The sequence below is a fragment of the Streptomyces kryoterrae genome (assembly GCF_054072135.1).
The window spans coordinates 836,274-861,310 of the sequence record NZ_CM133358.1; the positions used below are offsets into that span (position 1 = coordinate 836,274).

The window sequence follows — 25,037 nt, forward strand, 5'->3', positions numbered from 1 at the left end:
ACCTCCGCGTACCCTGCACTCATCCGATGATCGATCGCTAGGAGCCGCGATGCGTGTCGCCTTGTTCCTTACCTGTGTCAACGACACGCTGTATCCGGACACGGGCCGCGCCGTGGTGAAACTGCTGACCAGGCTGGGTGTCGAGGTCGACTTCCCGATGGCGCAGACCTGCTGCGGGCAGGCGCACTACAACACCGGGTACCGGCACGAGGCCGAGCCGCTGGCCCGGCATTTCTCCGATGTATTCGGGGGGTACGAGGCGATCGTGACGCCATCCGGGTCGTGCGGCGCGATGGTGCGGGAGCTGTATCCGCGGATGGGTGAACGGGCGCGGGCCGAGGGGCGCGGGGACGGGCTCGCGGCCACGCTGGCGCCCGTGGTCCCGAAGACGTACGAGCTGACGGAGTTCCTGGTGGATGTGCTGGGGGTGACGGACGTGGGCGCCTACTACCCGCACACCGTCACCTACCACCCGACCTGCCACGGGCTGCGCAGCCTCGGGCTCGGCGACCGGCCGCTCAGGCTGCTCCAGTCCGTCAAGGGCCTTGAGCTGCGCGAGTTGCCCGGGGCCGACGAGTGCTGTGGCTTCGGCGGGACGTTCGCGCTGAAGAACGCCGATGTCTCGGCGGCGATGGGCACCGACAAGGTGCGCAACGCCGAGTCGACCGGGGCGGAGGTGCTGTGCGCCGCCGACAACTCGTGCCTCATGCACATCGGCGGGACCATGACCAGGCTGAGCACCGGTATGCGGCCGGTGCACATCGCGGAGATCCTGGCGAGCACGGAAGAGGAGCCGAGCGTATGAGCGGCGGTACGTTCGTCGGGATGCCCGCCTTCCCGGAGGCGGCCCACGAGGCGGTCAACAACAAGACCCTGCGCGCCAATCTGCGCCACGCCACCCACACCATCCGCGGCAAACGGGCGAAAGCCGTCGCCGAGGTGTCCGACTGGGCCCAGCTGCGCGAGGCGGGCAAGCGGATCAAGGACCACACGCTCCACCATCTCGACCGCTATCTCGTCCAGTTGGAGGAGTCGGTCACGGCGGCGGGCGGTGTCGTGCACTGGGCCGTCGACGCCGACGAGGCCAACCGGATCGTCATCGACCTGGTGCGGATGACCGGCGAGTCGGAGGTCGTCAAGGTCAAGTCGATGGCCACGCAGGAGATCGGGCTGAACGAGGCGCTGGAGGCCGAGGGCATCGCGGCCTACGAGACCGATCTCGCCGAGCTGATCGTGCAGTTGGGCAAGGACCGGCCCTCGCACATCCTCGTCCCGGCGATCCACCGCAACCGGGGTGAGATCCGGGACATCTTCGCGCGCGAGATGAGCGAGTGGGGCCGCCCGGCCCCCGAGGGTCTCACCGACACGCCCGCCGAACTGGCCGAGGCGGCGCGGCTCCACCTCCGGGAGAAGTTCCTGCGCGCGAAGGTGGGCGTCTCCGGCGCCAACTTCATGGTCGCCGAGACCGGCACCCTGGTCGTGGTCGAGTCCGAGGGCAACGGGCGGATGTGCCTGACCCTGCCCGAGACGCTCATCTCGGTCGTCGGCATCGAGAAGATCGTGCCGACCTGGCAGGACCTGGAGGTCTTCCTCCAGACCCTCCCCCGCTCCTCGACCGCCGAGCGCATGAACCCGTACACGTCGACCTGGACCGGTACGACGGACGGGGACGGCCCGCAGACCTTCCACCTCGTCCTGATCGACAACGGCCGCACCGACACCCTCGCCGACGAGGTCGGCCGCCAGGCCCTGCGCTGCATCCGCTGCTCGGCCTGTCTCAACGTCTGCCCGGTGTACGAGCGGGCCGGCGGTCACGCCTACGGCTCCGTCTATCCCGGCCCGATCGGCGCGATCCTCAGCCCGCAGCTCCGGGGCACCGCGAGCGAGATCGACGCCTCGCTCCCGTACGCCTCCTCGCTGTGCGGGGCCTGCTACGAGGTCTGCCCGGTCGCCATCGACATCCCCGAGGTGCTGGTGCACCTGCGGGAACGCGTCGTCGAGGGCGGTCCGGCCACGCGGGAGGGCAACAAGGTCGTCCTGAAGCCCGCGAAGGGCCACGCCGCCGAGCGGGCCGCGATGCGTGCCGCGCGCTGGGCGTTCAGCCACCCCGGCGCCCTGCGCACCGGCCAGCGCCTCGCCTCCCGCACCCGGCGCTTCCACCCCCGCACCCTGCCCGGCCCCGGCAGGGCCTGGAGCGGCACCCGCGATCTGCCGGCCGTACCGGCGGAGCCGTTCCGCGACTGGTGGCAGCGCACGAACGGCGGAAAGGACACCCGCAAGTGAACAGCCGAGACCTGATCCTGGCCCGGGTGCGGCGCGCCCTCTCCGACGTGCCCCGCGACGACACGCCGTACGACCAGGCCGTCGACCGCGACTATGCGCGCGAGCACGGAAACCGCAGCGTCGAGGAGACGGTCGATCTCCTCGCCGAGAACCTGGCGGACTACCGGGCGATCGTGCACCGCTGCACCGCCGGCGAACTTCCGGCGCTGCTCGCCGGGATACTGGCCGCGCACGGCTCGACGGCTGTGGTCGTGCCGCCGGGGCTCCCGCCGGAGTGGCTGTCGGCCGCGGACACCGCCCGGGTCGAGGACAGCGCGGTGAGCACCGCGTACGACCTGGACGAGGTGGACAGCGTCGTCACGGCCTGCGCCCTCGCGATCGCCGAGACCGGCACCATCGTCCTGGACGGCGGCCCGGACCAGGGCCGCCGCCGGATCACCCTGGTCCCCGACCACCACATCTGCGTCGTCCGCGTGCCCGGCCAGGTCGTCTCCTCCGTGCCCCAGGCCTTTGAACGCCTGGACCCGGCACGGCCGTTGACGTGGATCTCCGGTCCGTCCGCGACCAGTGACATCGAACTGGACCGGGTCGAGGGAGTGCACGGTCCGCGCACCCTGGAGGTGGTCCTGGTGAGCGGTGAAGGATCCACCTGACGGACGTGAACGGACATGAACGGGCTTGAGGGGTCGGGCACTTCGGCGGTCGGCCCCCGTTCCGGAGTGCTGTCGTGAGTGCCGTCGTGCGGATTCACGCGTGACACAAGCCGTGAACAAGCGCTTAGATAGTGGCGATAACCCGTTCGCGCCCGCGCTGGAGGCCCCGTTGTTCACATCCGTCGACGACGTCTCCACACGCCTCGCCGAGACCGGATATCTGGCCTCGCCCGCCGTCGCCACCACGGTCTTCCTGGCCGACCGCCTCGGCAAGCCGCTCCTGGTGGAGGGCCCGGCGGGCGTCGGCAAGACCGAGCTGGCCAAGGCCGTCGCCGAGATCGCCGGCGCCGAGCTGATCCGCCTTCAGTGCTACGAGGGCGTCGACGAGTCCAGGGCGCTGTACGAGTGGAACCACGCCAAGCAGCTCCTGCGCATCAGCGCGGGCCGCGACGAGACATGGGACGCGGCGCGCACGGACATCTTCAGCGAGGAGTTCCTGCTCCCCCGGCCCCTGCTGACCGCGATTCGCGGCGACGACCCCAAGGTCCTGCTGATCGACGAGACCGACAAGGCGGACGTCGAGGTGGAGGGCCTGCTCCTGGAGGTGCTCTCCGACTTCCAGGTCACGGTCCCGGAGCTGGGCACGATCACCGCGACCCGCCGCCCCTTCGTCGTTCTCACCTCCAACGCCAGCCGCGAGCTGTCCGAGGCCCTGCGCCGGCGCTGCCTCTTCCTCCACATCGGTTTCCCGGATGCCGAGTTGGAGCGCCGCATCGTACGGCTGAAGGTGCCGGAACTCGACGCGTCGCTGGCCGAGTCGGTGGTGCGGGTGGTGGGCGCGCTGCGCGCGATGGACCTGCGGAAGGTGCCGTCGGTCTCCGAGACGATCGACTGGGCGCGCACCCTGCTGGCTCTGGGCGCGGACACGCTCGACGAGACGGTCGTACGGGACAGCCTGGGCGTCCTCCTCAAGCACCAGGACGACATCCTCAAGGCGAGCGCCAAGTTGGACCTGGACGCACTGTGAACGCCCCCTCGGCGCACGCCGGTTCGGGTGCCGACGTCGCCGAACGGCTGACGGGACTCGTCCAGGCGCTGCGCTCGCACGGTGTACGGATCGGCACCGGGGAGACCGTGGACGCGGCCCAGGCGGTGGCCGTACTCGGCTTCGCGGACCGGGAGTTGCTGCGCGAAGGGCTGGCCGCGACCCTGCTGCACGGCACGGACCAGCGCCCGGTGTTCGATCCGGTCTTCGACCTGTACTTTCCCCGGAGTGTCGGAGCGCCCGGCACGGAGCCCGCGGAGCGGGACGAACTGCGCGACCGGCTCGCCGCCGCGCTGGCCGCGAACGACCAGGCGCTGCTGGCCCGGCTGGCCGCCGAGGCGGTCGACGGTTTCGGCGGGTACGGCTCCTCGCCGGGGTCGGACGGCTGGTCGTCCTACCAGACGCTGGACCGGCTCCGGCCGCAGACGCTGCTGGCCCGGGTGCGGGCGAGTCTCCGGGAGGGGGCCGCGGACCCGGGGTTCGCCGACCGGTTGCTCGACGACGAGATCCGGCGGCGGATCGAGGACTTCCGGCGGCTGGTCGGCGCGGAGGCGCGGCGCCGGGTGGCCGAGCGGCGCGGCCGGGACGAGATCGCCCGGCGGGCGGTGGCGCCGACCGCCGACCGGGTCGACTTCCTGCTCGCCGGGCGCACCCAACTGGCCGAGCTGCGCAGGACGGTTCAACCCCTCGCCCGCAAGCTGGCCACCCGGCTGGCGGCGCGCCGCCGCAAGGCCGCACGTGGCTCGATCGACCTGCGGCGCACGGTACGCGCGTCGCTGTCGACGGGCGGGGTGCCGATGCGGCCCGTACTGCGCCGACGCCGGCCCGCCCGGCCCGAACTGGTGCTGCTGTGCGATGTGTCGGGCTCGGTCGCCGGGTTCTCCGACTTCACGATGCTGCTGGTACAGGCGCTGCACGACCAGTTCAGCAAGGTCCGCGTGTTCGCCTTCGTCAATCGTGTCGACGAGGTCACCGGCCTCCTTGTGCACGGCGCCGCCGACGCCGAGGGGCTGGGCGCGCGCATTCGCGCGGAGGCGACCCTGACGGGCTGGCACGGCAGCAGTGACTACGGCGTCGCCCTGGGCGAGTTCACGCAGCGGTACGCCGACGCGGTCGGTTCGCGCTCGACCGTGTTCGTGCTGGGTGACGCCCGTACGAACATGAGCGACCCGAACCTGCCCGCCGTGCGGTACCTGGCCGAACGGGCGCGCCGGGTCTACTGGTTGAACCCCGAGGCGCGGTCGCAGTGGGGCACGGGCGACTCGGCCGCGCCCGCGTACGCCGAGCTGGTGGAGATGCGCGAGTGCCGCAACGCCATCCAACTCGGCGCGCTGATAGGCCGGTTGCTCCCTGTGTGAGCCGCCGGTCAGCTGCCCGGCGCCTTCGCGTAATCCGTTGCCATGCCTCCCGCGAAGTCGTGGACGATGACCTGTTCGTCGCCGATGACCCACGCGTCGTGCCCGGGCGGACACACGAAGACGTCGCCGGGGCCGACTTCGCCCTCGCCGCCGTCGTCCATGCGGATGCCCATCCGGCCCTGGACGACGTAACCGTTGTGGTGGATCTCGCAGCTCTTCGTGCCAACGACGGGCCCGACGCACTCGGACCACCGCCAGCCCGGTTCGAAGGTTCCCACGGCGAAGTCGAGGCCTGTCATGTGTACGGCTTCGAGGTGTCCCCGGGGGAAATCGCGCCGCTCGTCCGGCTTCTCGACCGTCTTGATCTCCAGCATGTCCGCTGCCTCCCATTCCCCTCCATGGCTGTCGGCCCCCTGTTTCCTTCCACTCCCTTCCATCGTCCGCCTGTCAAGCCGGGGCCGCCATCCGAGCGACCTCGGTGTCAGAGTTCGAAGGTCACGAAGCCGTCCGCCGCGTCCGGCGCCGGCGCTGTCACCGTGTAGCCGAAGCGGTTCTTGAGGGAGGTCACGTCCCAGAGCGCGGCACGCTTCCGGTAGTTGAAGACGATCTCCTTGCGGGCTCCGCCGTGCTGGAGGATCCGGGACATGGCGATGTCGTCGGGGTGGTCGTGCCGGGCGCCGCTCGTGGAGATCAGATAGCGGTCGCAGTCGAGGAGGTCGAGCAGATCGTTGGAGAGGTTGTGGCCGCTGCCGTGATGGGCGACCTTGAGGACGTCGACGTGGAGCCGCCCGCCCGCCGCCTCGGCCCGGGGGCGTATCGAGTCGACGAGCCGGCGGTCGTCCGCGTCGCCGGTGAGGATGATCCGCCGGTCCTCGAACTCGAAGAGCAGTCCGATGCTGGTGACGTTCGTCGGTGAGGTGTCCGCCTTGAACGGTGTCGCGGCGAGCCGTTCCACGTCCACGGCGCCGCCGAAGTGCTCGAAGCCGGGGACGGCGGGCGGCTCGTCCGGGTCCCGGCCCGGGATCAGTCCGTGCGCGGCGCACTCCTTCACCCACACCGGGGCCAGCCGCTCCAGCTGTCGGCGGTCGGGCGAGAGCACCTCCATCGTGGACCCGTCGTCGAACCACCCGAGCTGCCGCCCGACCTCCGCGCCCCGCCCGCCGAAGGCGTCGTTCCAGGGCACCTTCCGCGCCAGCAGCGCGCTGGTGAGCTTCTCGCCGTCCTGTGCGCCGAAGCCCTCGGTGTCGAGCAGGTGGTCGAAGCCGTTGAACCACACGTCCCCGATCTCCACCGACCGCTCCGGATCGTCCAGCAGGGCGAGCACTCCGAGGATGTGGTCCTGGTCGACATGGGTGACGACCAGGAGGTCCACCAGCCCGTCGAGACCGGCGAGCACCGGTCTGATCAGCGGATACGTGCCCGCACGACCGCCGTCGACGAGGATCCGCCGGACGAACGTGTCGTCGCCGTACTCCAGGAGCAGGCAGTCGCCGTCCTCACCGGGCAGCATCGTGAAGCGGATCATCGCGGCCTCCCTCACCAGGTCTTTCGCCCGCTACCGGGGCACTCCTCGCAGCCCGACGATCACGAACGGCTCGCGCATGTCCACGCGGTAGGACAGCAGACGGGCCTGGTCGAGGCGGGTGACGCACTCCGGGTCGTCGGGGAACTCGGAGAGGCCGTGGATGAGGCGGCTCAGGCCCAGCGTGAACACCGGGACGCCGCGGTCGAAGGCCTCGACCAGCGCGTCCCGGGCCGCGCGCAGCTCGGTCTCGGTGTGGGCACGGCGCAGATGGCGCATGCCCCACAGCAGCGAGCCGTCGCTCAGCCAGGGGAACTCACGGCGCAGATGGTCCAGCCAGACGTCCCAGCGGTGCCGTCCGTCGGTGAGCTCGCTGCCGACCAGGACATAGGCGCCGGCCACCGCGGCGAGGGGGTTCTCCATTTTGGCGTAGAGCAGGTCCTCGGCGTCCTTGACCAGCGCCGCCGCCGTGTCGAAGGCGCCCCGGGTCATATAGCCGAGGGCGGGTCCCACCCGGCTGTCGCGGACGGCGACCGAGACGGTGCTGCCGGTCGGGCTTTGGCGCTCGTTGACCAGCACCTCGATCTGCGCGTTCCCCCAGGGCGCGGGGAGGGTGACGACGTACTCGGCGCCGGTCAGCGAGACGACCAGGAACTGCCGGTGGCCCGTGGGCCCTTGGAGGGTGGACGTGCCCTGTTCGTCGAGCGGTCCGTGCGGGCCGAAGCGGTAGAGGCGGGCGGTGGCGTCCCCCAGGTCGAGGCTGGGCACGGTGTGCGGCGCCGAGCGGGCCAGGTCGAGGGCGATGGGTTCCGGTGAGGGGCCGTCGGTCAGGGCGAGCATCGTGGCGAAGTGCCGGCTCTCCGGCTTCGGATCGCCGACCCAGACCGCGTTCCCCGGCGGCACGACCCCACCCGTCGCCCACACCCCGGAGCGCGACCCCCGGGACCGGGGCACCGGGATCGGCTTGCCGTCGTGGTAGGCGCCGTACGGCTCGATGTTGCCCATGAGGTACTGCCAGGAGTGCGACTCGTAGGGCGAGCGCGCGGTGCACAGCGTCACGTGGGTGTCCCTGCCCTCGCTCGCCTCGGCGTCCTTGGACAGCACGACGCCGGAGGGCAGGGTGGCGGACACGAGGTAGCGCCCGGGGTCGACCTCGTAGCGGGCGGCCGGTGCCGAGGTCCCGCAGGGGAAGAGGACGCCCCGGTGGGCGCTGCCGGCGCCGTCGGCCGGGTGGATGTCGCCGACGACCTTCGCCCCGTCGGGCAGGTCGGACTCGTGGAGGCTCAGCGTCACGGTGATCCGCAGACCGGTGCTCATGACGGCTTCCCCAGCTGCACGCGCCGGAACACCGGCCGGACGGTGACCGGCTTGGTCCGCACCTCCTGGTCGCCGAGGTGGGCCTCGAAGACGTAGTTGCCGAAGCCGAGTTCGATGGCCCACTCGCACTGGGGGTCGTCCGTGTCGATGTCGTCGGCCGGCCGCCGCAGCCGTTCCCGGCCGCCCTGTCCGTCCTCCCGGCACACGAACTCGGCTTCGGCGTTGTCCTCGGCAGGGTCGCAGCCGACGTACACCGGGACGACAGGGGTGCCGGGCAGCTGGTGCAGGACGAAGACGGGCAGTTCGCCGACCGAGGGGACCTGGACGCCCGTGACGGCGCCGGCGAAGCGCGGCTGGTGCATGAAGTGGTCGATCGCCGTGAGAAGTTGGGAGGTGTTGACCTGCCAGTCGCCCTCGGGGTCGTCGCTGGCGGCCCCGGCGAGGCTCTTCAGCAGGGCCTCGGTGAACAGGCTGACCTGTCCGGGCCGGGCGTGCGAGCGTTCGCCGGCCAGCGTGGCGTAGTACGGGATGTGGAAGCGCCGGGGCAGGTCCAGTGGGCGGGCGCCGGCGCCGAGCGGGGTGCGGCCGGCGAACCGGGTGCCCGAACTCTCGATCAGGACATCGGAGTTGGAGCGGCAGGCGTCGACGAAGAACACCTGCTGGCCGGCCTTGCAGCGCTTGAGTCCGTTCATCAGGCCGGCGAAGTCCAGTGCTCCGTTGAGGGGGTTGTGGTGGTCGGCGAAGATGTCGGCGGCGAGCAGCGCCATGTCCTCGCCCTGGGAGATGCCGTGTCCGCAGAAGTAGAAGAGGAGCCGGTTGTCGACATGGCTGTCGCCCCGGTCGTACCAGTCGGCGACCGCGGTGACGAGGTTGTCGATGGTGGCCTCGTCGACCTGGTGCTCGGTCCGCGTACGGGGGTCGGTGAACGGCGTCGGGTGCTCCTCGCTGAGCAGCAGGGCCACGCTGCCGAGCGGGCGTTCGGGGTCGTTGTAGTCGGCGAGCAGCCAGTCGGCGAAGGCGCGGGCCGAGAGCGGGGGTGAGCTGAGCTGGCGCATCCCGTCGGAGTCGGCGACCGGTGACTCGCCGCCGTCGAGGTGCGGGTACTTGCCGACTCCGACGACCAGTGCGTGGGTGCGTGGCGGGTCGGCCGCCTCTTCGAGATGGATCACCGAACCGGCCATGGATCCTCCGGAACACCATCGCTCCCGAGCATGCCCCCATGGGGCATTTCTCCTATTATATTTCCTAGTACCCTTTATGTCCTGGCATCCGTCAGTGAAGGTGAGGCCCGCCATGGCCAAGAACCTCGTCATCTGTCTGGACGGCACGGGCAACCAGCTGAGAGCGAAGGGCAACACGAACGTCGTGCGGCTCTACGAGATGCTGGACCTCTCCGATCCCGCCCGGCAGATCGCGTACTACGACCCCGGTGTCGGCACGTTCTCCGCGGCGGGCGCCTGGACGGCCCTGGGCCGCCGGATGTCGAAACTCCTCGGGCTCGCCTTCGGTTCCGGGATCAGGGTCAACCTCGCCGAGGCGTACACGTATCTGATGCGGCACTACGAACCGGGCGACCACATCTACGTGTTCGGCTTCAGCCGGGGCGCCTACACGGCCCGCGCGCTCACCGGAATGCTCAAGGCGATCGGACTGCTGCGGCCCGGTCTGGAGAACCTTGTCCCGTACGCCGTGTCGGTCTACGCCAGGAACAAGACCTTCACCGCCGACGACTGGGCCCAACTCCACCATTTCGCGGGCACGTTCAGCATCAAGGTGGAGGCCCGGACGGGTATCCCGGTCGAGTACCTGGGCATCTGGGACTCCGTGAAGGCGGCCGGCGTCCTGCGCTGGAACCTGCGCTGGCCGCACACCCGCCAGGTGCCGGGCGCCCTCCACGTCCGGCACGCGGTCTCCATCGACGAGAAGCGCACGCCCTATCGCGAGTACCTGGTCACGCCGGGCGAGCAGCCGGCGCTGCCGGACGGGGTCGAGCAGGTGTGGTTCGCGGGGGTCCACTCGGACGTCGGCGGCACCTTCGAGGACGACCACCGACTCGCCACCATCGCCCTCAAGTGGGTCGTGGACGGCGCCCTGCCCCCCGAGGTCAAGGGCCTCCTGCTGAAGCCCGGCGCGTACCGGCGCGAGATGACGGTCGGCCCGGCGTACGCGCTGGGCAAGGTGCACCGGATGGGCTGGGTCTGGGCCCTGCTGACCTACCGGCGCCGCCGGCTGCCCCCGAACGCCCGGGTGCACGCGAGTGTCCGCGCCCGCCTCGACGAGTCGAGGGACTACGGATCACACATCCCTCAGACGGCTGCCTGGGCGGACGAGGACTGGCTCACCGCCCGGGGGTGACGGCCTGACAACCCCCGACACATCTCCAACTCCCTTCCACATCAGGTGAGTTCGAGTACGCCCCGGCGCACGGCCTCCGAGACCGCCGCCGCCCTGTTGTCGACCTTCAGCTTGCGGTAGACGCGCACGAGGTGCGTCTTGACCGTGGCCTCGCTCAGGAACAGCGCCCCGGCGATGGCCCGGTTGCTGAGCCCCTCGGCCATCAGCCGTACGACCTCGACCTCGCGCCCGCTCAACTCGTGCTCGGGGCTGACCACTTGCCCGACGAGTTCCCCGACGATCTCCGGTGCCAGCCCCAGCGCCCCGGCGGCGGCCCCGCGCACCGCGCGGAACAGCTCCTCGGGCGCACCCGCCTTGAGCACATAACCCCGGGCGCCCGCCTCCAACGCCCGTACGACATCGGCCCGTCCGGCATAGCTGGTCAGCATCACCACCGCCACACCGGGCGCCTCGGCGGCGAGCCGGCGGATCGCCTCGATCCCGTCGATCCCGCCCCCAGGACTGCCGAAGCGGAGGTCCATCAGCGCGACATCGGGCAGCATCCGGGCGACCAGAGCGACAGCCTCCTCACCGCTGCCGGCCTCGGCGATCACCTTGATGTCGGGTTCGCCCTCCAGCAGCGCGCGCAGACCGGCCCGCACGACGGCGTGGTCGTCCGCGATCAGGACGCGCAGCGACTCGGCCGGGCCGGGCGGGGCCGTGGTCATCGGGCGGTCGCCGTGGGGACGGGCCCGACAGCCGCCTGGGTCCGGGGCCGCGCGGAGACCGTGGCCCGGATCCGGGTGCCCCGGCCCGGCGCGCCGCTGACGTCCAGGTCACCGCCGTACTCGCGCAGCCTGGCCCGCGCCGCGGGCAGTCCGAAGCCGCGGCCGGGGCCCTGCGACGTACGCGCGAGGACCTCGGCCGGGTCGAACCCGACACCGTCGTCGCTGACTTCGAGGTCCACCCGGTCGAGCTGCTGTCTGCTGAGGGTGACCTGCACGTTCACCGCGTGGGCGTGTTCGCGGACGTTCGCAAGTGTGCTCTGCGCGACGCGGAACAGGGTGGTGGCGACGTGTTCGTCGAGGACGGGCTGGGGGTCGCCGACCGACCGGAACCGTACCCGGGCCGCGGTCCCGTCGGCCTGGGAACGGGCGCACAGGACGCGCAGCGCACCTTCGAGGCCGGTCTCGGCGACGGCGGACGGGGTGAGGTCCCCGATCATGCGGCGGGTCTCGGTGAGGTTGGTGCCCAGTCCGTCGGCGACCGCACGCACCCGCGTGCGCGCCACGTCGGGCCGGTCGTCCCAGTCACGGTCGGCGGCCTGAAGCAGCATCAGCCCGCCGGCGAGTTCCTGGGCGAGGGTGTCGTGCAGATCGCGGGCGATACGTGTCCGCTCCGCCAGCACGCCCGCCCGGCGCTGCTGACGGGCGACGAGGTCACGTGTGTCGCGCAGTTCCTCGACGAGACGCCGGCGTGCCTCGGCGTCCCGTTGCTGGGCACGGTAGAGGGCGACGGTTCCCCAGACGGCGGCCACGGGCACCAGCACGGTGTCGATGACGAACCGGCCGCCGGCCCCGACCAGGGCCGTGACGAGGACCAGGGTGATCAGGGCGAGCGCCGCGGTCGCGGACCGGCGGCCGAGCACACGCTGCGCGGCGCACGCCAGCGGCAGGGCACACCACACGAAGGCGGAGGTCAGCCCGGCCGGCACGAGGAAGAGAAGCAGGCCCCACAGTGCGAGGAGCAGCGGAATCCAGCTCGCCCGCCCGACCTTCCCGAGCCGGTGCCACCGCATCACTCCGCCCGTGTAGGTGAGCGCGAGCAACCCGCTGACCGTCGCGATGTACCAGCACAACTCGCTGTTGAGCCGGGTGAGTTGCAGCAGCGCGGACACCACGATGACGAAGAACGCCAGATGCGACACGTGTTCCAGCGTGAGCCGACCGGCACGAACCCTCAGCGGCGTACGGACGGGGACACGGTCGGGCACGGAAGATCCCCTTGGGCAGACTGATCCAATCGGACAGGGCCCCGAGTCTAGCGACCGCCTGTATGGCTTGTGTGAAGATGCAAGGAAACGGAGAGGCCGGGAGAGGGACCAGCAGCCCCCTCCCGGCCCCTCCAACTCTCGGCTACGCCCCGGGGCGCAGGCCCAGCACGCCCGGGGTCGGATCCCCCTTCACCTCGCCGAAGTACAGGGCGAACGTCTGCTTCCAGCGCTCGACCTGCGCCCGGTCGGCCATGAAGCGGGGGAAACCGTCGAGGTTCGCGTTCGGGTACTCCCAGACGGGCTTCAGGCCACCGGCGGGGGTGATGTCCGTCCGTATCGACCAGCCGTTGGTGACGCCCTGCTGCTGGGCGGTGGAGAGCTGCCAGTTGAGGTACAGCTTGGCGGCCGTGGTGTTCCGGCCCTGCTTGAGGATCGCGGCCCGCTGGCCCCAGGCCATGAACGGGTGCCCCTCGGCGACGCCCCACCGGACGGGTGCCGTGGACGGCGCCACGAGCGAGCCCCCGCCGCCGACACCGAGCGCCTTCTGCCCGCTCGTGGCGGCCAGCCTGGGAGTGTGGCTGCCACGGGCGAACTGGACGTCCTGGGCGGCGAACCTGGCGGCCCAGTCCCAGCCGTAGTGGTCGACGTACAGCTTGAAGAGGTAGAGGACGGCGTCGTCGTCGTTCGGGTAGGACGAGGCGATCTGCCCCTTCCACTTCGGGTCGATCAGGTCGAGCGGGGACTTCGGGGCGTCCGCGCCGACCGCCGCGACGTTGTACATATAGCTGAAGCCGATCACCGCGATGGCGGTCCAGGCGCCCTGCGGGTCCTTGAGGGCGTTGTACACCTTGGAGAAGCCCGCCGGCTTGTAGTTGAGCAGGCGGCCCTGCCCCTTCCAACGGGTGAAGTCGTGGAGGGTCTGGAGCTGTACGACGTCCGGGACGAGGGTGTCGGTCGCGAACTGGTTGTCGACGCGGACGTCGTGGTACTTGCTGTAGTCCACGACGACCTTGAGGTCGATCTCCGGGAAACGGGCCGCGAAGCCCGCGCGTACGCCGTTGCCCTGGCTGTCGACGTCGCCGCCCGCGTAGATGACGAGCTTGCCGCCCTCGGCCAGCGCGGCCTGGTACAGCTCGTCGAGCGTCCGGGTCTCCTCGGCGGGCCCGGCCGAGCGGGAACCGGCGGACGAGGCCGCGGCGGCGGGGGTCCCGGTGGCACCGAGCGCGCCGACGCCCAGGGCGGCTCCGGCTCCGGTGGCGAGTACACGTCGTCGGCTGAGGAAACTGGACACTCTGGGGGCCTCTCGATGGGGGGAGCTGTGCTGGGGGTTCGATCCTGACGCGGGCGAGAGGGTCCTCGCGTCGGCTGCACGGAGCGGGGTGGAGGCAGCGGGATGAACCTCCGTTCAACCAATCGGTTGAACGTTGAATGGATATCCGGGCGGTCAGACGGCCTGGAGCGCCTCGGGGACGAGGTCCTTGAGGGCCGGGTAGCCGTCCACTGCCATGATCAGGTCGGCCTCGGCGAGCAGGGCGCGCAGGACGTGGACGATGCCGTCGGTGCCGCCGAGGGCGCAGCCGTAGGCGTACGGGCGGCCGATTCCGACCGCTGTCGCGCCCAGGGCGAGGGCCTTGACGATGTCGGCGCCGCTGCGGACACCGGAGTCGAAGAGGACGGGCAGCTCGCCCGCCGCCTCGACGACGGCGGGCAGGGCGTCGAGGGCGGGGAGGCCCCCGTTGGCCTGCCGGCCGCCGTGGTTGGAGCAGTAGATGCCGTCCACTCCCGCGTCGCGGGCCCGGCGCGCGTCCTCGGGGTGGCAGATGCCCTTGACGATCAGGGGGAGGTCGGTCAGTGAGCGCAGCCAGTCCAGGTCGGCCCAGGTGAGCGGGTTGCCGAAGACCTGGGTCCAGTGGAGGATCGCCGCCTGCGGATCCTCCTCGGGCGAGCTGCCGAGCCCGGACCGGAAGGCCGGGTCGCTCGTGTAGTTGGCCAGGCAGTGGCCGCGCAGCTGGGGGAAGTTGGCGGTCGCGAGGTCCCTCGGGCGCCAGCCGGTGATCCAGGTGTCGAGGGTGACGACGATGCCCCGGTACCCGGCCCGCTCGGCACGGTCGACGAGGCTCTCGGCGATGCTCCGGTCGGTCGGGGTGTAGAGCTGGAAGAAGCCGGGGCTGTCACCGAGTTCGCCGGCCACGTCCTCCAGCGGGTCGACGGACAGGGTGGAGGCGACCATCGGGACTCCGGTGCGGGCGGCGGCGCGGGCCGTGGCCAGGTCGCCGTGTCCGTCCTGGGCGCACAGTCCGATGACACCGATCGGGGCGAGGAACACCGGCGACGGGAGGGTCGTGCCGAACATCTCCACGGTCAGGTCGCGCCTGGCCGCACCGACGAACATGCGCGGGATCAGCCCCCAGCGGGTGAAGGCGGCGACGTTGGCCCGCTGGGTGTGCTCGTCGCCGGCGCCCCCGGCGACGTAGGACCAGACGGACGGGGGCAGTGCGGACCGGGCCCGGTCCGCCAACTCGGCGAACTCCATCGGGAAGGAGGGCAGGACACCGCCGAGCCCGTTCAGGTAGATCTCGTTCTGGTAGTCGGCGAACGCCATGCGGACACCCTTTCGCTCAGGTCAGGCGACTCACGGCTCACGGCTCAGGCGATTCGTGGCTCGGACGGCTCACGACTCGGACAGGGTCGTGGCTCGGACGCCTCGTGGCCGGGCGTGCAGGAGCAGGTGATCGGCGAGCAGTTCCAGCGCGGCCTGGCTGTCGGCGGTGTTGCGGTCGACGAGCCAGGTCATGTTGAGGCCGTCGATCATCGAGTGGACGTACCGCGCGAGCACCGGCACGGGTTGGGTCCACTCGATTCCGGCGTTGTCCGCGGCGAGTTCGAGCAGGCCGACGAAGGCGCGCAGGAAGATCTCGTACTGCTTGCCGGCGACGCCCTCGAAGCCGGCATTGCGCAGCGCGTACTGGGTGAGCTCGTAACTGATCTGATGCTCACCGGGGTTGGCCTCGAAGCCCTTCCAGAACGCGTGCAGGCTGTCGAGGACGCTGTCGCGGATGTCCTTGTGCGGGGCGAACAGGCCGCGGACCTCGGCGACGTACCGCTCGGTGAGGGTCTCGGTGACGAGTTCGAGGAGCTGCGCCCTGGACTCGAAGCAGTAGTGGAAGGCCCCGAGGGTCATGTCCGCCTCGGTGACCACCGCGCGGGTGGTGGCCTTGGCCACGCCGTCGCGCGCCATGACCCGGATCGCCGCCTCGAGGAGCTCCGCCCTCCGGTCGCTCGCCGCCATGCGGGGCACGCGTTCTCCTCTCCGCACCGGTCCCACCTGTGGGTTCGCTCGCCAGGATAACCAACCGGCCGAGGAGAAGTAAGTCAGTTGTCCAGGACACTTGACTTACTTCTCCGCTTTGAGCCACCGTAGCGTGAACCGAACGTTGGCAAGAGCAGCCTCAGGAGGCAGGGGTGCGACCGAGGGCCACAGTCGTTCTGGACGGATTCGGCGTGCTGGAGTCGCTGCGCTGGCACGACGACGCCCTGTGGTTCTGCGACCTCGCCCATGGGACGGTGCACCGCTGGGACACCCGGGGGGAGCCCGAGACGGTGGCGGACGTCCCGGGCCGGGCCGGAGGTCTGGGCTGGCTGCCCGACGGACGGATGCTGGTCGTCTCGATGGACGGGAACTGTGTGTACCGGCGCGAGCCGGACGGCTCCCTGGTCGTGCACGCCGACCTCGAGGACATCGCCGGGGGCTCGGTCAACGACATGTTCGTCGACCGGCTGGGCCGCGCCTACGTGGGCAACTTCGGCTTCGACTACCACGGCTTCGTCCGGCGGCGGCCCAACTCGATGCTCTACGCTCCGCCGGGACCGCCCCGGACCCCCCTCGCCTGCTTCTCCCCAGAGGGTGAACTACTGGGCCTGAGCGAGCCGTTGGTGTTCCCGAACGGCCTGTTCCTGCTCGACGACGAGTCGACTCTGCTCGTCGCCGAGACCCTGGCGATGCGCCTCACCGCGCTCCCCGTACTGCCCGACGGGCGCCTCGGCCCACCCCGGCCCTGGGCCCCGCTGATCCCGTCCGCCCTGTGGCGGGCCCTCAACCACCCCGGGCTGCCGGGCCGCGTCACCCGGCGCGTCTCCGCCCTCCTCGACCACCCGGCGATCGCGGCCCGCTCCGCCAGTCCCATCGCCCCCGACGGCATCGCACCGGGCCGGGACGGCACGGCGTGGGTCGCCAACGCGCTGCGGGGCGAATGCGTCCGGGTCGGGCCCGGCGGCGCGATCCTGGACCGCGTCTCCACCAGCCAGCGCACCCTGAGCTGTCTGGTCGCCGGGCCCGACGGCAACACCCTGTACGCGGCCACCACACCGACCGACGACCCGGTGGACGCGGCCCGGCTGAGCGGGTCGCGACTGGAGGCGTACGTCCTGCCATCCTGAGCGTGCCCCTCGTCAACTCGGCCTATTTAACCGGGAGTTCACATGCACGGACAGCGAACGGACGGCGCCCGTCCCCCGCACACGGGGCCCAGCGGCGGGAGACCTCGGTGAGTGTCGTCCTGATCACCGGCGCCGCGAGCGGCATCGGTGCGGCGACCGCGCGCGAGGCGGTGCGCCGGGGCCACCGGGTCGCCCTCGCCGACATCGACCTGCCCGGCGCGACCCGGATCGCCGGTCAACTGGGCCCCGCCGCCCGCGCGTTCGAGCTGGACATCCGCGACGAGGGCGCGTGGGAGGTGGCGTTGGACGCCGTGGCGGACCAACTCGGCCCCGTCGACGTGCTCGTCAACAACGCGGGGATCATCCACACCGGGTACGCACGCCAGTTGTCGCCGGCCGAGCACCGGCACATGGTGGAGGTGAACCTGCTCGGTCCGATCAACGGCATGCTGGCCGCCCTGTCCCGGATGCGGGCCCAGGGCCACGGGCACATCATCACCATCTGCAGCATGAGCTCGTTCATGCCGCTGCCCGGCTACACGACCTACGGCGCGACCAAGCACGGGCTGCGCGCCTTCCACCACAGTGTGGCCATCGAGGAACGCGACGGGCCCGTGACCTTCAGCATCATCCATCCGCCCGGCACCCGGACCCCCATGCTGGAGCAGGAGATGGCCGATCCCAGCTCGGTCATCACCTTCGCCGAGAAGCCGCTCACCCCCGAGAAGGTCGCCTCGGTGATCGTCGACGCCATCGTGAAGAAGCCAGTCGAAATCGTCCACCCCGCCATCGGCGGACGCGTACAGCGGGTCGCCGGTGTGTTCCCCCGGCTGATGCGCTTCGTGATCCCCAAGGTGGCAGCCATGGCCAAGCGCCGCAGCACGGGCCTCGTCCCGGCTCCCGCGGCAGTACCCGAGCAAGGAGACACCCAACGATGACCGTCAACACCACCGCCCCCAGAGCCACTTCGGCTCCCACGACAGAAAGCCATTTCGACAGCCTGCGCGCGGCCACCGCCGGCCTCGAACCCCCCTTCGGCGTCATCGACCTGGACGCCTTCGACGCCAACGCCCGCGACCTGGTACGCCGCGCGGGCGGCAAGCCGATCCGGCTGGCCAGCAAGTCCCTGCGCTCCCGCGCCCTCATCCGGCGCGCCCTGGACCGCCCGGGATTCGACGGCATCCTCGGCTTCACGCTGCCCGAAGCCCTGTGGCTGGCCGAGGAGTTCGACGACATCGTCGTCGGTTACCCCACCGCCGACCGCACGGCGCTGCGCCGGCTGGCCGCCGACGAGCGCCTCGCGTCCCGCATCACCCTGATGGTGGACTGCGTCGAGCACCTCGACCTGATCGACGCCGCCACCGGGCCCCGCGAGACCCGTATCCAGGTCTGCCTGGAACTGGACGCGGCCCTGCGCCTCGCGGGCGGCCGGCTCCACCTGGGGCCGCGCCGGTCCCCGGTGCACACCCCGCAGGAGGCGGAGGCGTTCGCGCGCGAGATCGTGTCCCGTCCGGGCTTCGAACTGACGGGCATCATGGGGTACGAGGGTCAGGTCGCCGGCATGGGCGACAACCAGCCCGGCAACGCCATCAAGCGGGCCGTGGTCCGGGCGATGCAGCGTTCCTCCGTCGAGGAGCTGAGCCACCGCCGGGAAGCCGCGGTCGCGGCCGTACGGGCCGTGACACCGCTGCGGTTCGTCAACGGCGGCGGCACGGGCAGCCTGGAGACCACGACACGCGAGGACTCCGTCACCGAACTCGCGGCGGGCTCCGGCCTGTACGGTCCGGGGCTGTTCGACTTCTACCGCGCCTTCCGTCCCGTCCCGGCCGCGTACTTCGTACTGCCCGTCGTACGGCGTCCCTCGTCGTCGGTCGCGACGCTCCTGGGCGGCGGCTGGGTGGCGTCCGGGCCGCTCGGCAAGGACCGGCTGCCCACGCTGGCCTGGCCTCCCGGGCTGCGTGTCACCGCCACCGAGTCCTTCGGGGAGGTACAGACCCCGCTGGTGGGCAGGGCCGCCAGCGTGCTGAACATCGGGGACCGGGTGTGGCTGCGGCACGCCAAGGCCGGTGAACTGTGCGAGCGCGTCGGTGATCTGCACCTGGTCAGCGGCGGCGCGGTGGTCGACACCGTGCCCACCTTCCGCGGTGAGGGCCACCACTTCCTGTGACCGCCACAGCCACGACCACCATCACCGGCCGGACAGTCCTGATCGTCGGCGCCTCCTCCGGCATCGGGGCCGCGGTGGCCCGGCAACTCGCCCCGGCGGGCAACCGGCTCGTCCTCACGGCCCGGCGCGCCCCCGAACTGGCCGTCGTGGCCCAGGAGGTACGGGCCCTGGGCAGCGCCTGCCTCGACATCGCCGCCGACGCCCTGGACCCGGAGGCGGCGGCCGGGGTCGTGGCGGCGGCCGTCGCGGAGTTCGGGTCCGTCGACATCGCGCTGCTCAACGCCGGTCAGGGGCCGGACATGGCCATGGACCGGGTGAGCACGGCGGACGTGTCACGGATCATGGCGTTGAACTACGACGTCGTCGTCAACTATCTGGTCCCGCTGATCGGGCAGTTGGGCGAGCAGCGCGGCGGTGGTCTGATCGCCCACACCAACTCCCTGGCGGGGCTGATGGGCATCCCCCGCCAGGGCCCGTACTCGGCGGCGAAGGCGGCCGTGCGCACCCTCGTCGACGCCGCGCGCGTCGAACTGGCGCCCAGGGGCATCCGGTTCACCTCGATCCACCCGGGCTTCGTGGGGACGGACCGGGTCGGCGCGGACGGCCTGCCCAAGCCCTTCCAGGTCAGCCAGGAACGCGCGGCGCGGTACGTCGTACGCGCCCTGGAGCGGGAACCGGCGCAGGCCTGCTTCCCCTGGCAGACAACGGCGTTGGTGCGCACGCTGCGTGCCCTGCCCGCGCCGGTCTCCGACCGGGTGCTGCGGCTGTTGGCCGCGCGGTAGCGGCCCTTGCGAGGACCGCCGATCCGTTACGCCGTCGTCAGCGGCAGCTCACCGAAGGTGTGCCGCTCCCACAGGCGCCGGGAGGCCTCCTCCGGGTAGGCGGCGACGGCCGGTTCGGCGTCGAGAAGCTGGACGAGGCGCTGCTCGTTGTCGTACGCGGGCCAGCCCGGGTCGCCCGTCGCCGCGAAGGAGGTCCAGGCGGAGCGGAAGCGGGCGGACAGGGCCTCGGTCTCGGGCGGCGGCGTCGGCCCGACCAGCATGCCGCCTAGGCCGCCGACGGTGTCGCCGAAGTTGCCGAAGGTCAGCGGCACGTCCAGACCGTGACAGGCGCCCAGGGCGCCGCCGTTCACCGGGGCGGGCCAGGTCAGCTCGTACATGTGGGCCCGGCCGCCGCCGGCCACCTGCGCCCGGGCCAGGTTCAACGACGGCATGCGGAACAGCCAGTCGGACTGCACGAGTTCGAACAGGTACTCCGCCGAGGCGCCCGGGAACGCGGCACGGTAGGCCTGTTCGGGGTCGGGCCCGGGTCCGAACAGCCGCAGGACGGTCGCGGCCATCTCCTCGTCCACGCGGCCGAACAGGCCGCCGAACATGAGGAAGAGGCGGAACTCGTCCCGGGTGTGTCCGACGATCAGGTCCACGTCCCGCGCGGCCCCGCCGGCCAGCGCCTCCCACGGGGCGGTGGGCAGGACGTCGCCGTCGACGACGGGCGAGAACGGGGTCGGCGTGAGGGCGACCGCGCCCCACCTCGGCACGTACTCGCGCATCCGGGCGCTCAGCGCGGCCCCCGCCTCGGGCAGCTTGCGCGGGTCCACGCCCGACAGGTCGGCGACCGTCGGACGCAGCCCGAGCTCTCCGGCCAGCGCCTCGGCGATGTCCCCGGCCAGCGCGTCCGAGAAGTACGTGCCGGGCACGCTCTGCAGGATCGCCCGCCGGAACAGTCCTCGCGCCCTGGGCATGACCAGCAGCGCGGCGATCGACCCGGCGCCCGCCGACTCCCCGAAAACGGTGACCTGGTCGGGGTCGCCGCCGAACCCGGTGACGTTCTCGCGCACCCACTCCAGGGCGGCGACCTGGTCGAGCAGCCCGCGGTTGGCCGGGGCACCCTCGATCCGGGCGAACCCTTCGATGCCGACCCGGTAGTTGAGGGTGACCACGACGACGTTTCCGTCGCGGGAGAGGCGACTGCCCTCGTAGTCGGGGTCGTCGGCGGAGCCCAGCTTGTAGGCACCGCCGTAGATCCACACCATCACCGGCCGACGCGCCGCCGGATCCGCCTCGGGCGTCCAGACGTTGACGGTCAGCCAGTCGTCCCCGGTGAACCGGGTCCCTGGATTCACCATCACTTCCTGCGGCGGAGGCGGCCCGAACGTGAAGGCCTGCCGTACCCCGTCCCAGCGTTCTGCCGCCCGCGGCGCCGCGAACCGCAGCTCCCCCACCGGCGGCTGCGCGAACGGGATCCCGCGAAACACCGCGAGGCCGCCCTCCCGGCGCCCACGGACCGCGCCTGCGGCCGTCCTGACCTCGGGAAACTCGCCTGCACTCATCGTTGACTCCTCAGGAACGCCTGCCGATGGCGGTCCCGCGACACGCTAGCCGAGACACGCGGTCCTGGTGAATAAACTTTCACTGACCGAACGAGAAAAGGAAGGCATGTGTCGCCGCGCAGCCATGAGTGGAGCCCGAGACCCCGGTCCCGTGCGTACAGGCTTGGTCCCGGACTAGGTTGTGCGCCATGAGCAACCTTGACCGCGCGCCCGTGCCCAGCATCTGTGGCGGCCGTGGATTCGTCGTCGCCGAACCCGTGCGTGAGCTGCTGAGCCCCCGGCGCGTCAAGCTCGGGGAGGGCACCGAGGTACGTCGTCTGCTGCCCAACCTCGGCCGACGCATGATCGCCGCGTGGGCCTTCGTCGACCACTACGGGCCGGACGACATCGCCGACGAGCCCGGCATGCAGGTGCCGCCGCACCCCCACATGGGCCTTCAGACGGTGAGCTGGCTGCACGAGGGCGAGGTGCTGCACCGTGACTCGACCGGCAGCCTCCAGACGATCCGCCCGCGCGAACTGGGCCTCATGACCTCCGGCCGGGCCATCAGCCACTCCGAGGAGAGCCCGCGGTCCCACGCGCGGTTCCTGCACGGGGCACAGCTGTGGGTCGCCCTGCCGGACGGCCACCGCCACACCGACCCGCACTTCGAACACCACGCCGGCCTCCCCACGGTCACAGCGCCCGGCATGACGGCGACCGTGATCCTGGGCGACCTCGACGGCGCGGCCTCGCCCGGCACGACGTACACCCCGATCGTCGGCGCCGACCTGACGCTGGCCGCCGACGCCGACGTACGGCTCCCGCTCGTACCCGACTTCGAGTACGGGGTGCTGGCGATGTCCGGGGAGGTGCACGTCGACGGGGTGCCGGTGCTGCCGGGCTCGATGCTCTACCTCGGCTGCGGTCGCACCGAACTCCCGTTGCGCGCCGCGTCCGACGCGAGCGTGATGCTCCTGGGCGGTGAGCCGTTCGAGGAGGAGTTGATCATGTGGTGGAACTTCGTCGGCCGGTCTCAAGAAGAGATCGTACAGGCTCGCGAGGACTGGGCGAAGGGGACCCGTTTCGGCGAGGTGAAGGGCTACGACGGCGCCCCGCTACGCGCACCGACTCTGCCCGAAACTCCGCTGAAGCCACGGGGAAGGGTGCGCTGACCAGGGGAAATCCGAGCTGGCGGTCCCGGGCGTCCGGGACCGGTGGTCAGCTTGTCCAGCCACCAGGATCGCTGGCGGCGCGGCCCCTACGATGCTGCCGCAGGGGTGCCTTCTCGGCCGTCCGTGTTTCTAAAGTGTGGGCGTCTGTGGGCACCTCTGGCAGGACGAATGCTGACCTGATGCTGACTTTCCTGACAGGTCGTCAGGATGCGGTGTGGCGATGTATCCGACGTCGGGAAACGAGCTCTGGGACGTATCGACTGCATGGCGTTGCCAGCTGATGTCTCCTGGAGCAGAGCCGCGTGCGGAGACCGCCGTCGCGGGCAACCATCCGGACGGCTGATTGTGGGAACTACTGAAGCCGAGCGTGCGCCGGTCACCAAGGATGATGCCGCGAACGGAACACCTCGAGCGTTGCCAGCCGTCCTGGCCCGCTCAGCGTCTGAACTGAAGGGGCCGGCCAGGAGGACGGCCAGGAATCGTCGAATCTCGCTCGATCTCCAGTGCCAGGCCGTTCTGGTCGCGCCCCAACACCTCATCGCCAAGAGACTCGCCGGACGGGCTCGCGAGGGTATGCCCGGTGTCCAGAGGCGTCAGGGAGGCAAGGAACTCGAACGATGGAAGGCGGCACGATAGGACTCGCCGTCCGGCTCCACTGCCTGGAACAATTCGCGCAGTTGCTCGCGCAGCAAGCGACTCTGCGGGTAGTGCCATATGCCAAGGTCGTCTACCTCATTGATCGAGCCGCCGAGTCGGCGCCGCGGGTTCAGATAAACGGCTGGCACCTGGCGCGATCCCGTTGGAGAGGGGGGCGTCCGCAGCCGCTGGGTGAGGAGACGAGCCAGGAAAACCTCGTGTTTGCCAAGGACGTGTGAGCGATCACGCAATTCCCCAAGTCGACGCCGTCGTCCTCGCTGTACGTGCGAATCGGGTAAGCGGGGAAGGGCGCCGTCAGCCTGGTCATCGCGGAGCAACTCCGCGTTCGCCATGGCCAATTCCGCGGAGCTCGGACTGGGGAATATCACCGTCGTTCACACCCCTTTGGCCAGCTCCTTTTCCAGCAGGGCGAACCGTTCGTCCGACAGCTTCGGCAGTTTCGCGAGTCCCTTCAGCTTCAGACCCTCCACACCGCCTTCATGCCAGGCCCGGCACCATTGCTCCACCGAACGCTCACTCACCTGCAGGTCCTTGGCGATGTCGGAAGTCCTGTCACCTCGTGCGAACCCCTGCCCGGCCTCCAGCCAAATCCCTTCACGCACGGCCCGCCGCTCAGCAGTAAGGCCTCTACCGTCGGCGTACCGCATACACCGGCATACCGCGGTGATCACCCAAGGTCACCAGCCCAAGGGAACCCGAAAAGGTTAGTAGGTGACTTCACCCTTCAGAGTCTGCGCAGCCCATCGAGTACACGCTGCAGCAAGGCCGCGTCTGGAGCCTCTCCTCGGGAGGACGGCTCATGGATCGCCACCAGGCCAACGGCCGCCAAATCGGCTACCAGCACTCTCGCCACCCCCAGTGGCACGCCCAGCAGTGCCGAGACCTCAGCCACGGATTTGACTTCCTCACACAGCTGCAAAATCCGCTGCTGCTCCGGCGCCAGCGCACCATAAGCCGATGGCCCCGTAGCAGTACTCACCAGCGCCTCGATGGCAATCGGCGTTCCGGGGCGGGTCCTGCCCCCCGTTATGGCATACGGGCGCACCAGCGCGCCCTGCGCCTCCGCCGTCTCAACACCCACTGCCACACGAGGGCCGGTGAAGGGAACCACCCCGGAACTTCGACGGGCCGTCGCGCCGGAGGGGGGCACCTCTGGACCACGCCACGACGTAGCCGTACGGGGCTCCGCAGGGGATTTGCCGACAGGCGCCGACGGTCGGAGTTCTTCCGCATCCTGCTGCGTCGGCAGCCGACGGCGGTCAGTGCGCGCGATGGCGGCCGCGGCGAGCGAGAACGCGCTCTCCATGCAGCCTGCGTCGTCGGTTGCCCGCGCCAGCGCGTATTCGGCCGCTGCCAAGCACCTCAGTGCGGACACCGCGCGTGGATGCTCACCGCCCAATACCGCGGAGATCCGTTGCACCGCGATGGCGATCACATCCGCCGCACGTGCCAACCGCCCGACATCGTGCGCGACGGCAGCCGATTCGCATTCCGCCGACGCCACGGTGACTAACGTCGTCAGCGATCGGGGATGATCACGGCCAAGGAGCGAGACGAGCCGCCGGGCAATGTCGCTGAGCTCGTCGACCAGGCGGTCAGCCTCTTCGTGCTGGCCTTCCTCTCGCCTGACTTCGGTCATCACAGCGGTCGCAAGGAACCGGGCACTCAGGTCCCCGGGTGAACTTGCCTCGCCTGAACTGCGCGTGCGGTCCGCGTAGTCGGCCGCCGCCGTGAGATCTCCCGCACGGAGTTTCACAGCCGCCTGGTTGGCAAGGCAGACCACGGACA

Annotated in this window: 23 protein-coding genes and 1 pseudogene; 12 read left to right on the forward strand and 12 right to left on the reverse strand. The window is 70.9% G+C overall.

Annotation, left to right across the window (positions count from 1 at the left end; all coding sequences use genetic code 11):
- The first annotated feature begins 49 nt into the window (after positions 1–49).
- The 5 genes from ACW4TU_RS03280 to ACW4TU_RS03300 all read left to right on the forward strand — a co-directional run bounded on the left by ACW4TU_RS03280 (position 50) and on the right by ACW4TU_RS03300 (position 5,339).
- Positions 50–805, forward strand: a complete 756-nt coding sequence (locus ACW4TU_RS03280) for a (Fe-S)-binding protein (RefSeq protein ID WP_457424424.1) — start codon at positions 50–52, stop codon at positions 803–805.
- Entirely contained in the window at positions 802–2,283 is a 1,482-nt protein-coding gene (locus ACW4TU_RS03285) for a LutB/LldF family L-lactate oxidation iron-sulfur protein (RefSeq protein ID WP_457424426.1), read from the forward strand. The genes ACW4TU_RS03280 and ACW4TU_RS03285 overlap by 4 nt, the downstream gene beginning before the upstream one ends.
- On the forward strand, positions 2,280–2,936 hold the full coding sequence (locus ACW4TU_RS03290) for a LutC/YkgG family protein (RefSeq protein ID WP_457424428.1): 657 nt from the start codon (positions 2,280–2,282) through the stop codon (positions 2,934–2,936). Before ACW4TU_RS03285 ends, ACW4TU_RS03290 begins: the two co-directional genes overlap by 4 nt.
- A 169-nt stretch (positions 2,937–3,105) precedes the next feature.
- Entirely contained in the window at positions 3,106–3,963 is an 858-nt protein-coding gene (locus ACW4TU_RS03295) for an AAA family ATPase (protein ID WP_457424430.1), read from the forward strand.
- Positions 3,960–5,339: a vWA domain-containing protein gene (locus tag ACW4TU_RS03300; RefSeq protein WP_457424432.1), complete on the forward strand. Its 1,380-nt coding sequence runs from the start codon at positions 3,960–3,962 to the stop codon at positions 5,337–5,339. The genes ACW4TU_RS03295 and ACW4TU_RS03300 overlap by 4 nt, the downstream gene beginning before the upstream one ends.
- Positions 5,340–5,347: 8 nt before the next feature.
- Here the strand turns inward: ACW4TU_RS03300 and ACW4TU_RS03305 are convergent, their stop codons facing one another.
- From ACW4TU_RS03305 to ACW4TU_RS03320, 4 genes are all read right to left on the reverse strand, one after another.
- Entirely contained in the window at positions 5,348–5,713 is a 366-nt protein-coding gene (locus ACW4TU_RS03305; protein WP_457424434.1) for a cupin domain-containing protein, read from the reverse strand.
- Positions 5,714–5,820: 107 nt separating this feature from the next.
- A complete protein-coding gene (locus ACW4TU_RS03310) occupies positions 5,821–6,864 on the reverse strand; it encodes a ComEC/Rec2 family competence protein (protein WP_457424436.1) in 1,044 nt (347 codons plus the stop codon).
- 30 nt (positions 6,865–6,894) lie between these two features.
- Entirely contained in the window at positions 6,895–8,178 is a 1,284-nt protein-coding gene (locus ACW4TU_RS03315; RefSeq protein WP_457424438.1) for a hypothetical protein, read from the reverse strand.
- Positions 8,175–9,359 (reverse strand): caspase family protein, encoded by a 1,185-nt coding sequence (locus ACW4TU_RS03320; protein WP_457424440.1) that lies wholly within the window; start codon positions 9,357–9,359, stop codon positions 8,175–8,177. Before ACW4TU_RS03320 ends, ACW4TU_RS03315 begins: the two co-directional genes overlap by 4 nt.
- A gap of 112 nt (positions 9,360–9,471) precedes the next feature.
- On the opposite strand from ACW4TU_RS03320, the gene ACW4TU_RS03325 reads away from it, so the two are divergent.
- The gene (locus ACW4TU_RS03325) at positions 9,472–10,533 is read left to right on the forward strand and encodes a DUF2235 domain-containing protein (protein ID WP_457424442.1); all 1,062 of its coding nucleotides are present in this window, start codon (positions 9,472–9,474) and stop codon (positions 10,531–10,533) included.
- A 41-nt stretch (positions 10,534–10,574) separates the two neighbouring features.
- Here ACW4TU_RS03325 and ACW4TU_RS03330 read toward each other — a convergent pair whose 3' ends face one another.
- From ACW4TU_RS03330 to ACW4TU_RS03350, 5 genes are all read right to left on the reverse strand, one after another.
- Entirely contained in the window at positions 10,575–11,240 is a 666-nt protein-coding gene (locus tag ACW4TU_RS03330; protein ID WP_457424444.1) for a response regulator transcription factor, read from the reverse strand.
- Positions 11,237–12,505, reverse strand: a complete 1,269-nt coding sequence (locus ACW4TU_RS03335) for a sensor histidine kinase (protein WP_457424446.1) — start codon at positions 12,503–12,505, stop codon at positions 11,237–11,239. Before ACW4TU_RS03335 ends, ACW4TU_RS03330 begins: the two co-directional genes overlap by 4 nt.
- Before the next feature lie 142 nt (positions 12,506–12,647).
- On the reverse strand, positions 12,648–13,796 hold the full coding sequence (locus tag ACW4TU_RS03340) for an ABC transporter substrate-binding protein (protein ID WP_457424448.1): 1,149 nt from the start codon (positions 13,794–13,796) through the stop codon (positions 12,648–12,650).
- A gap of 153 nt (positions 13,797–13,949) precedes the next feature.
- Positions 13,950–15,107 (reverse strand): alpha-hydroxy-acid oxidizing protein, encoded by a 1,158-nt coding sequence (locus tag ACW4TU_RS03345; RefSeq protein WP_457424450.1) that lies wholly within the window; start codon positions 15,105–15,107, stop codon positions 13,950–13,952.
- A 69-nt stretch (positions 15,108–15,176) separates the two neighbouring features.
- A complete protein-coding gene (locus tag ACW4TU_RS03350) occupies positions 15,177–15,794 on the reverse strand; it encodes a TetR/AcrR family transcriptional regulator (protein WP_457430680.1) in 618 nt (205 codons plus the stop codon).
- Between the two features lie 173 nt (positions 15,795–15,967).
- On the opposite strand from ACW4TU_RS03350, the gene ACW4TU_RS03355 reads away from it, so the two are divergent.
- The 4 genes from ACW4TU_RS03355 (at position 15,968) to ACW4TU_RS03370 (ending at position 19,891) form a co-directional block, all read left to right on the forward strand.
- A complete protein-coding gene (locus ACW4TU_RS03355; protein WP_457424452.1) occupies positions 15,968–16,942 on the forward strand; it encodes an SMP-30/gluconolactonase/LRE family protein in 975 nt (324 codons plus the stop codon).
- 107 nt (positions 16,943–17,049) lie between these two features.
- A complete protein-coding gene (locus ACW4TU_RS03360; protein WP_457424454.1) occupies positions 17,050–17,880 on the forward strand; it encodes an SDR family NAD(P)-dependent oxidoreductase in 831 nt (276 codons plus the stop codon).
- Positions 17,877–19,109 (forward strand): amino acid deaminase/aldolase, encoded by a 1,233-nt coding sequence (locus ACW4TU_RS03365; RefSeq protein WP_457424456.1) that lies wholly within the window; start codon positions 17,877–17,879, stop codon positions 19,107–19,109. Before ACW4TU_RS03360 ends, ACW4TU_RS03365 begins: the two co-directional genes overlap by 4 nt.
- Positions 19,106–19,891 carry an SDR family NAD(P)-dependent oxidoreductase gene (locus tag ACW4TU_RS03370; RefSeq protein WP_457424458.1) on the forward strand — a complete coding sequence of 262 codons (786 nt, stop codon included), beginning with the start codon at positions 19,106–19,108 and terminating at the stop codon, positions 19,889–19,891. The genes ACW4TU_RS03365 and ACW4TU_RS03370 overlap by 4 nt, the downstream gene beginning before the upstream one ends.
- A 26-nt stretch (positions 19,892–19,917) precedes the next feature.
- Here ACW4TU_RS03370 and ACW4TU_RS03375 read toward each other — a convergent pair whose 3' ends face one another.
- The gene (locus ACW4TU_RS03375; protein ID WP_457424460.1) at positions 19,918–21,438 is read right to left on the reverse strand and encodes a carboxylesterase/lipase family protein; all 1,521 of its coding nucleotides are present in this window, start codon (positions 21,436–21,438) and stop codon (positions 19,918–19,920) included.
- Between the two features lie 188 nt (positions 21,439–21,626).
- Between ACW4TU_RS03375 and ACW4TU_RS03380 the strand changes: the two genes are divergently transcribed.
- Together ACW4TU_RS03380 and ACW4TU_RS03385 are read left to right on the forward strand one after the other, a co-directional pair.
- Positions 21,627–22,592, forward strand: a complete 966-nt coding sequence (locus tag ACW4TU_RS03380; protein WP_457424462.1) for a pirin family protein — start codon at positions 21,627–21,629, stop codon at positions 22,590–22,592.
- Positions 22,593–23,209: 617 nt separating this feature from the next.
- A complete protein-coding gene (locus ACW4TU_RS03385) occupies positions 23,210–23,467 on the forward strand; it encodes a hypothetical protein (RefSeq protein ID WP_457424464.1) in 258 nt (85 codons plus the stop codon).
- 162 nt (positions 23,468–23,629) lie between these two features.
- On the opposite strand, the pseudogene ACW4TU_RS03390 reads toward ACW4TU_RS03385, so the two are convergent.
- Together ACW4TU_RS03390 and ACW4TU_RS03395 are read right to left on the reverse strand one after the other, a co-directional pair.
- Positions 23,630–23,896, reverse strand: a pseudogene (locus tag ACW4TU_RS03390) (helix-turn-helix domain-containing protein); the annotation flags it as partial.
- A gap of 77 nt (positions 23,897–23,973) precedes the next feature.
- Positions 23,974–24,336, reverse strand: coding sequence for a DUF742 domain-containing protein (locus ACW4TU_RS03395; protein ID WP_457430682.1), 363 nt, complete (start codon positions 24,334–24,336; stop codon positions 23,974–23,976).
- Positions 24,337–25,037: the final 701 nt, after the last annotated feature.

Excerpts from the sequence above, each read along its gene's own strand:
- ACW4TU_RS03330 (WP_457424444.1), bottom strand. The coding sequence starts at position 11,240 with ATGACCACGGCCCCGCCCGGCCCGGCCGAGTCGCTGCGCGTCCTGATC.
- ACW4TU_RS03305 (WP_457424434.1), bottom strand. The coding sequence starts at position 5,713 with ATGCTGGAGATCAAGACGGTCGAGAAGCCGGACGAGCGGCGCGATTTC.
- ACW4TU_RS03385 (WP_457424464.1), top strand. The coding sequence starts at position 23,210 with ATGGAAGGCGGCACGATAGGACTCGCCGTCCGGCTCCACTGCCTGGAA.
- ACW4TU_RS03315 (WP_457424438.1), bottom strand. The coding sequence starts at position 8,178 with ATGAGCACCGGTCTGCGGATCACCGTGACGCTGAGCCTCCACGAGTCC.
- ACW4TU_RS03310 (WP_457424436.1), bottom strand. The coding sequence starts at position 6,864 with ATGATCCGCTTCACGATGCTGCCCGGTGAGGACGGCGACTGCCTGCTC.
- ACW4TU_RS03280 (WP_457424424.1), top strand. The coding sequence starts at position 50 with ATGCGTGTCGCCTTGTTCCTTACCTGTGTCAACGACACGCTGTATCCG.
- ACW4TU_RS03375 (WP_457424460.1), bottom strand. The coding sequence starts at position 21,438 with ATGAGTGCAGGCGAGTTTCCCGAGGTCAGGACGGCCGCAGGCGCGGTC.
- ACW4TU_RS03380 (WP_457424462.1), top strand. The coding sequence starts at position 21,627 with ATGAGCAACCTTGACCGCGCGCCCGTGCCCAGCATCTGTGGCGGCCGT.
- ACW4TU_RS03345 (WP_457424450.1), bottom strand. The coding sequence starts at position 15,107 with ATGGCGTTCGCCGACTACCAGAACGAGATCTACCTGAACGGGCTCGGC.
- ACW4TU_RS03365 (WP_457424456.1), top strand. The coding sequence starts at position 17,877 with ATGACCGTCAACACCACCGCCCCCAGAGCCACTTCGGCTCCCACGACA.
- ACW4TU_RS03285 (WP_457424426.1), top strand. The coding sequence starts at position 802 with ATGAGCGGCGGTACGTTCGTCGGGATGCCCGCCTTCCCGGAGGCGGCC.
- ACW4TU_RS03320 (WP_457424440.1), bottom strand. The coding sequence starts at position 9,359 with ATGGCCGGTTCGGTGATCCATCTCGAAGAGGCGGCCGACCCGCCACGC.
- ACW4TU_RS03325 (WP_457424442.1), top strand. The coding sequence starts at position 9,472 with ATGGCCAAGAACCTCGTCATCTGTCTGGACGGCACGGGCAACCAGCTG.
- ACW4TU_RS03350 (WP_457430680.1), bottom strand. The coding sequence starts at position 15,794 with ATGGCGGCGAGCGACCGGAGGGCGGAGCTCCTCGAGGCGGCGATCCGG.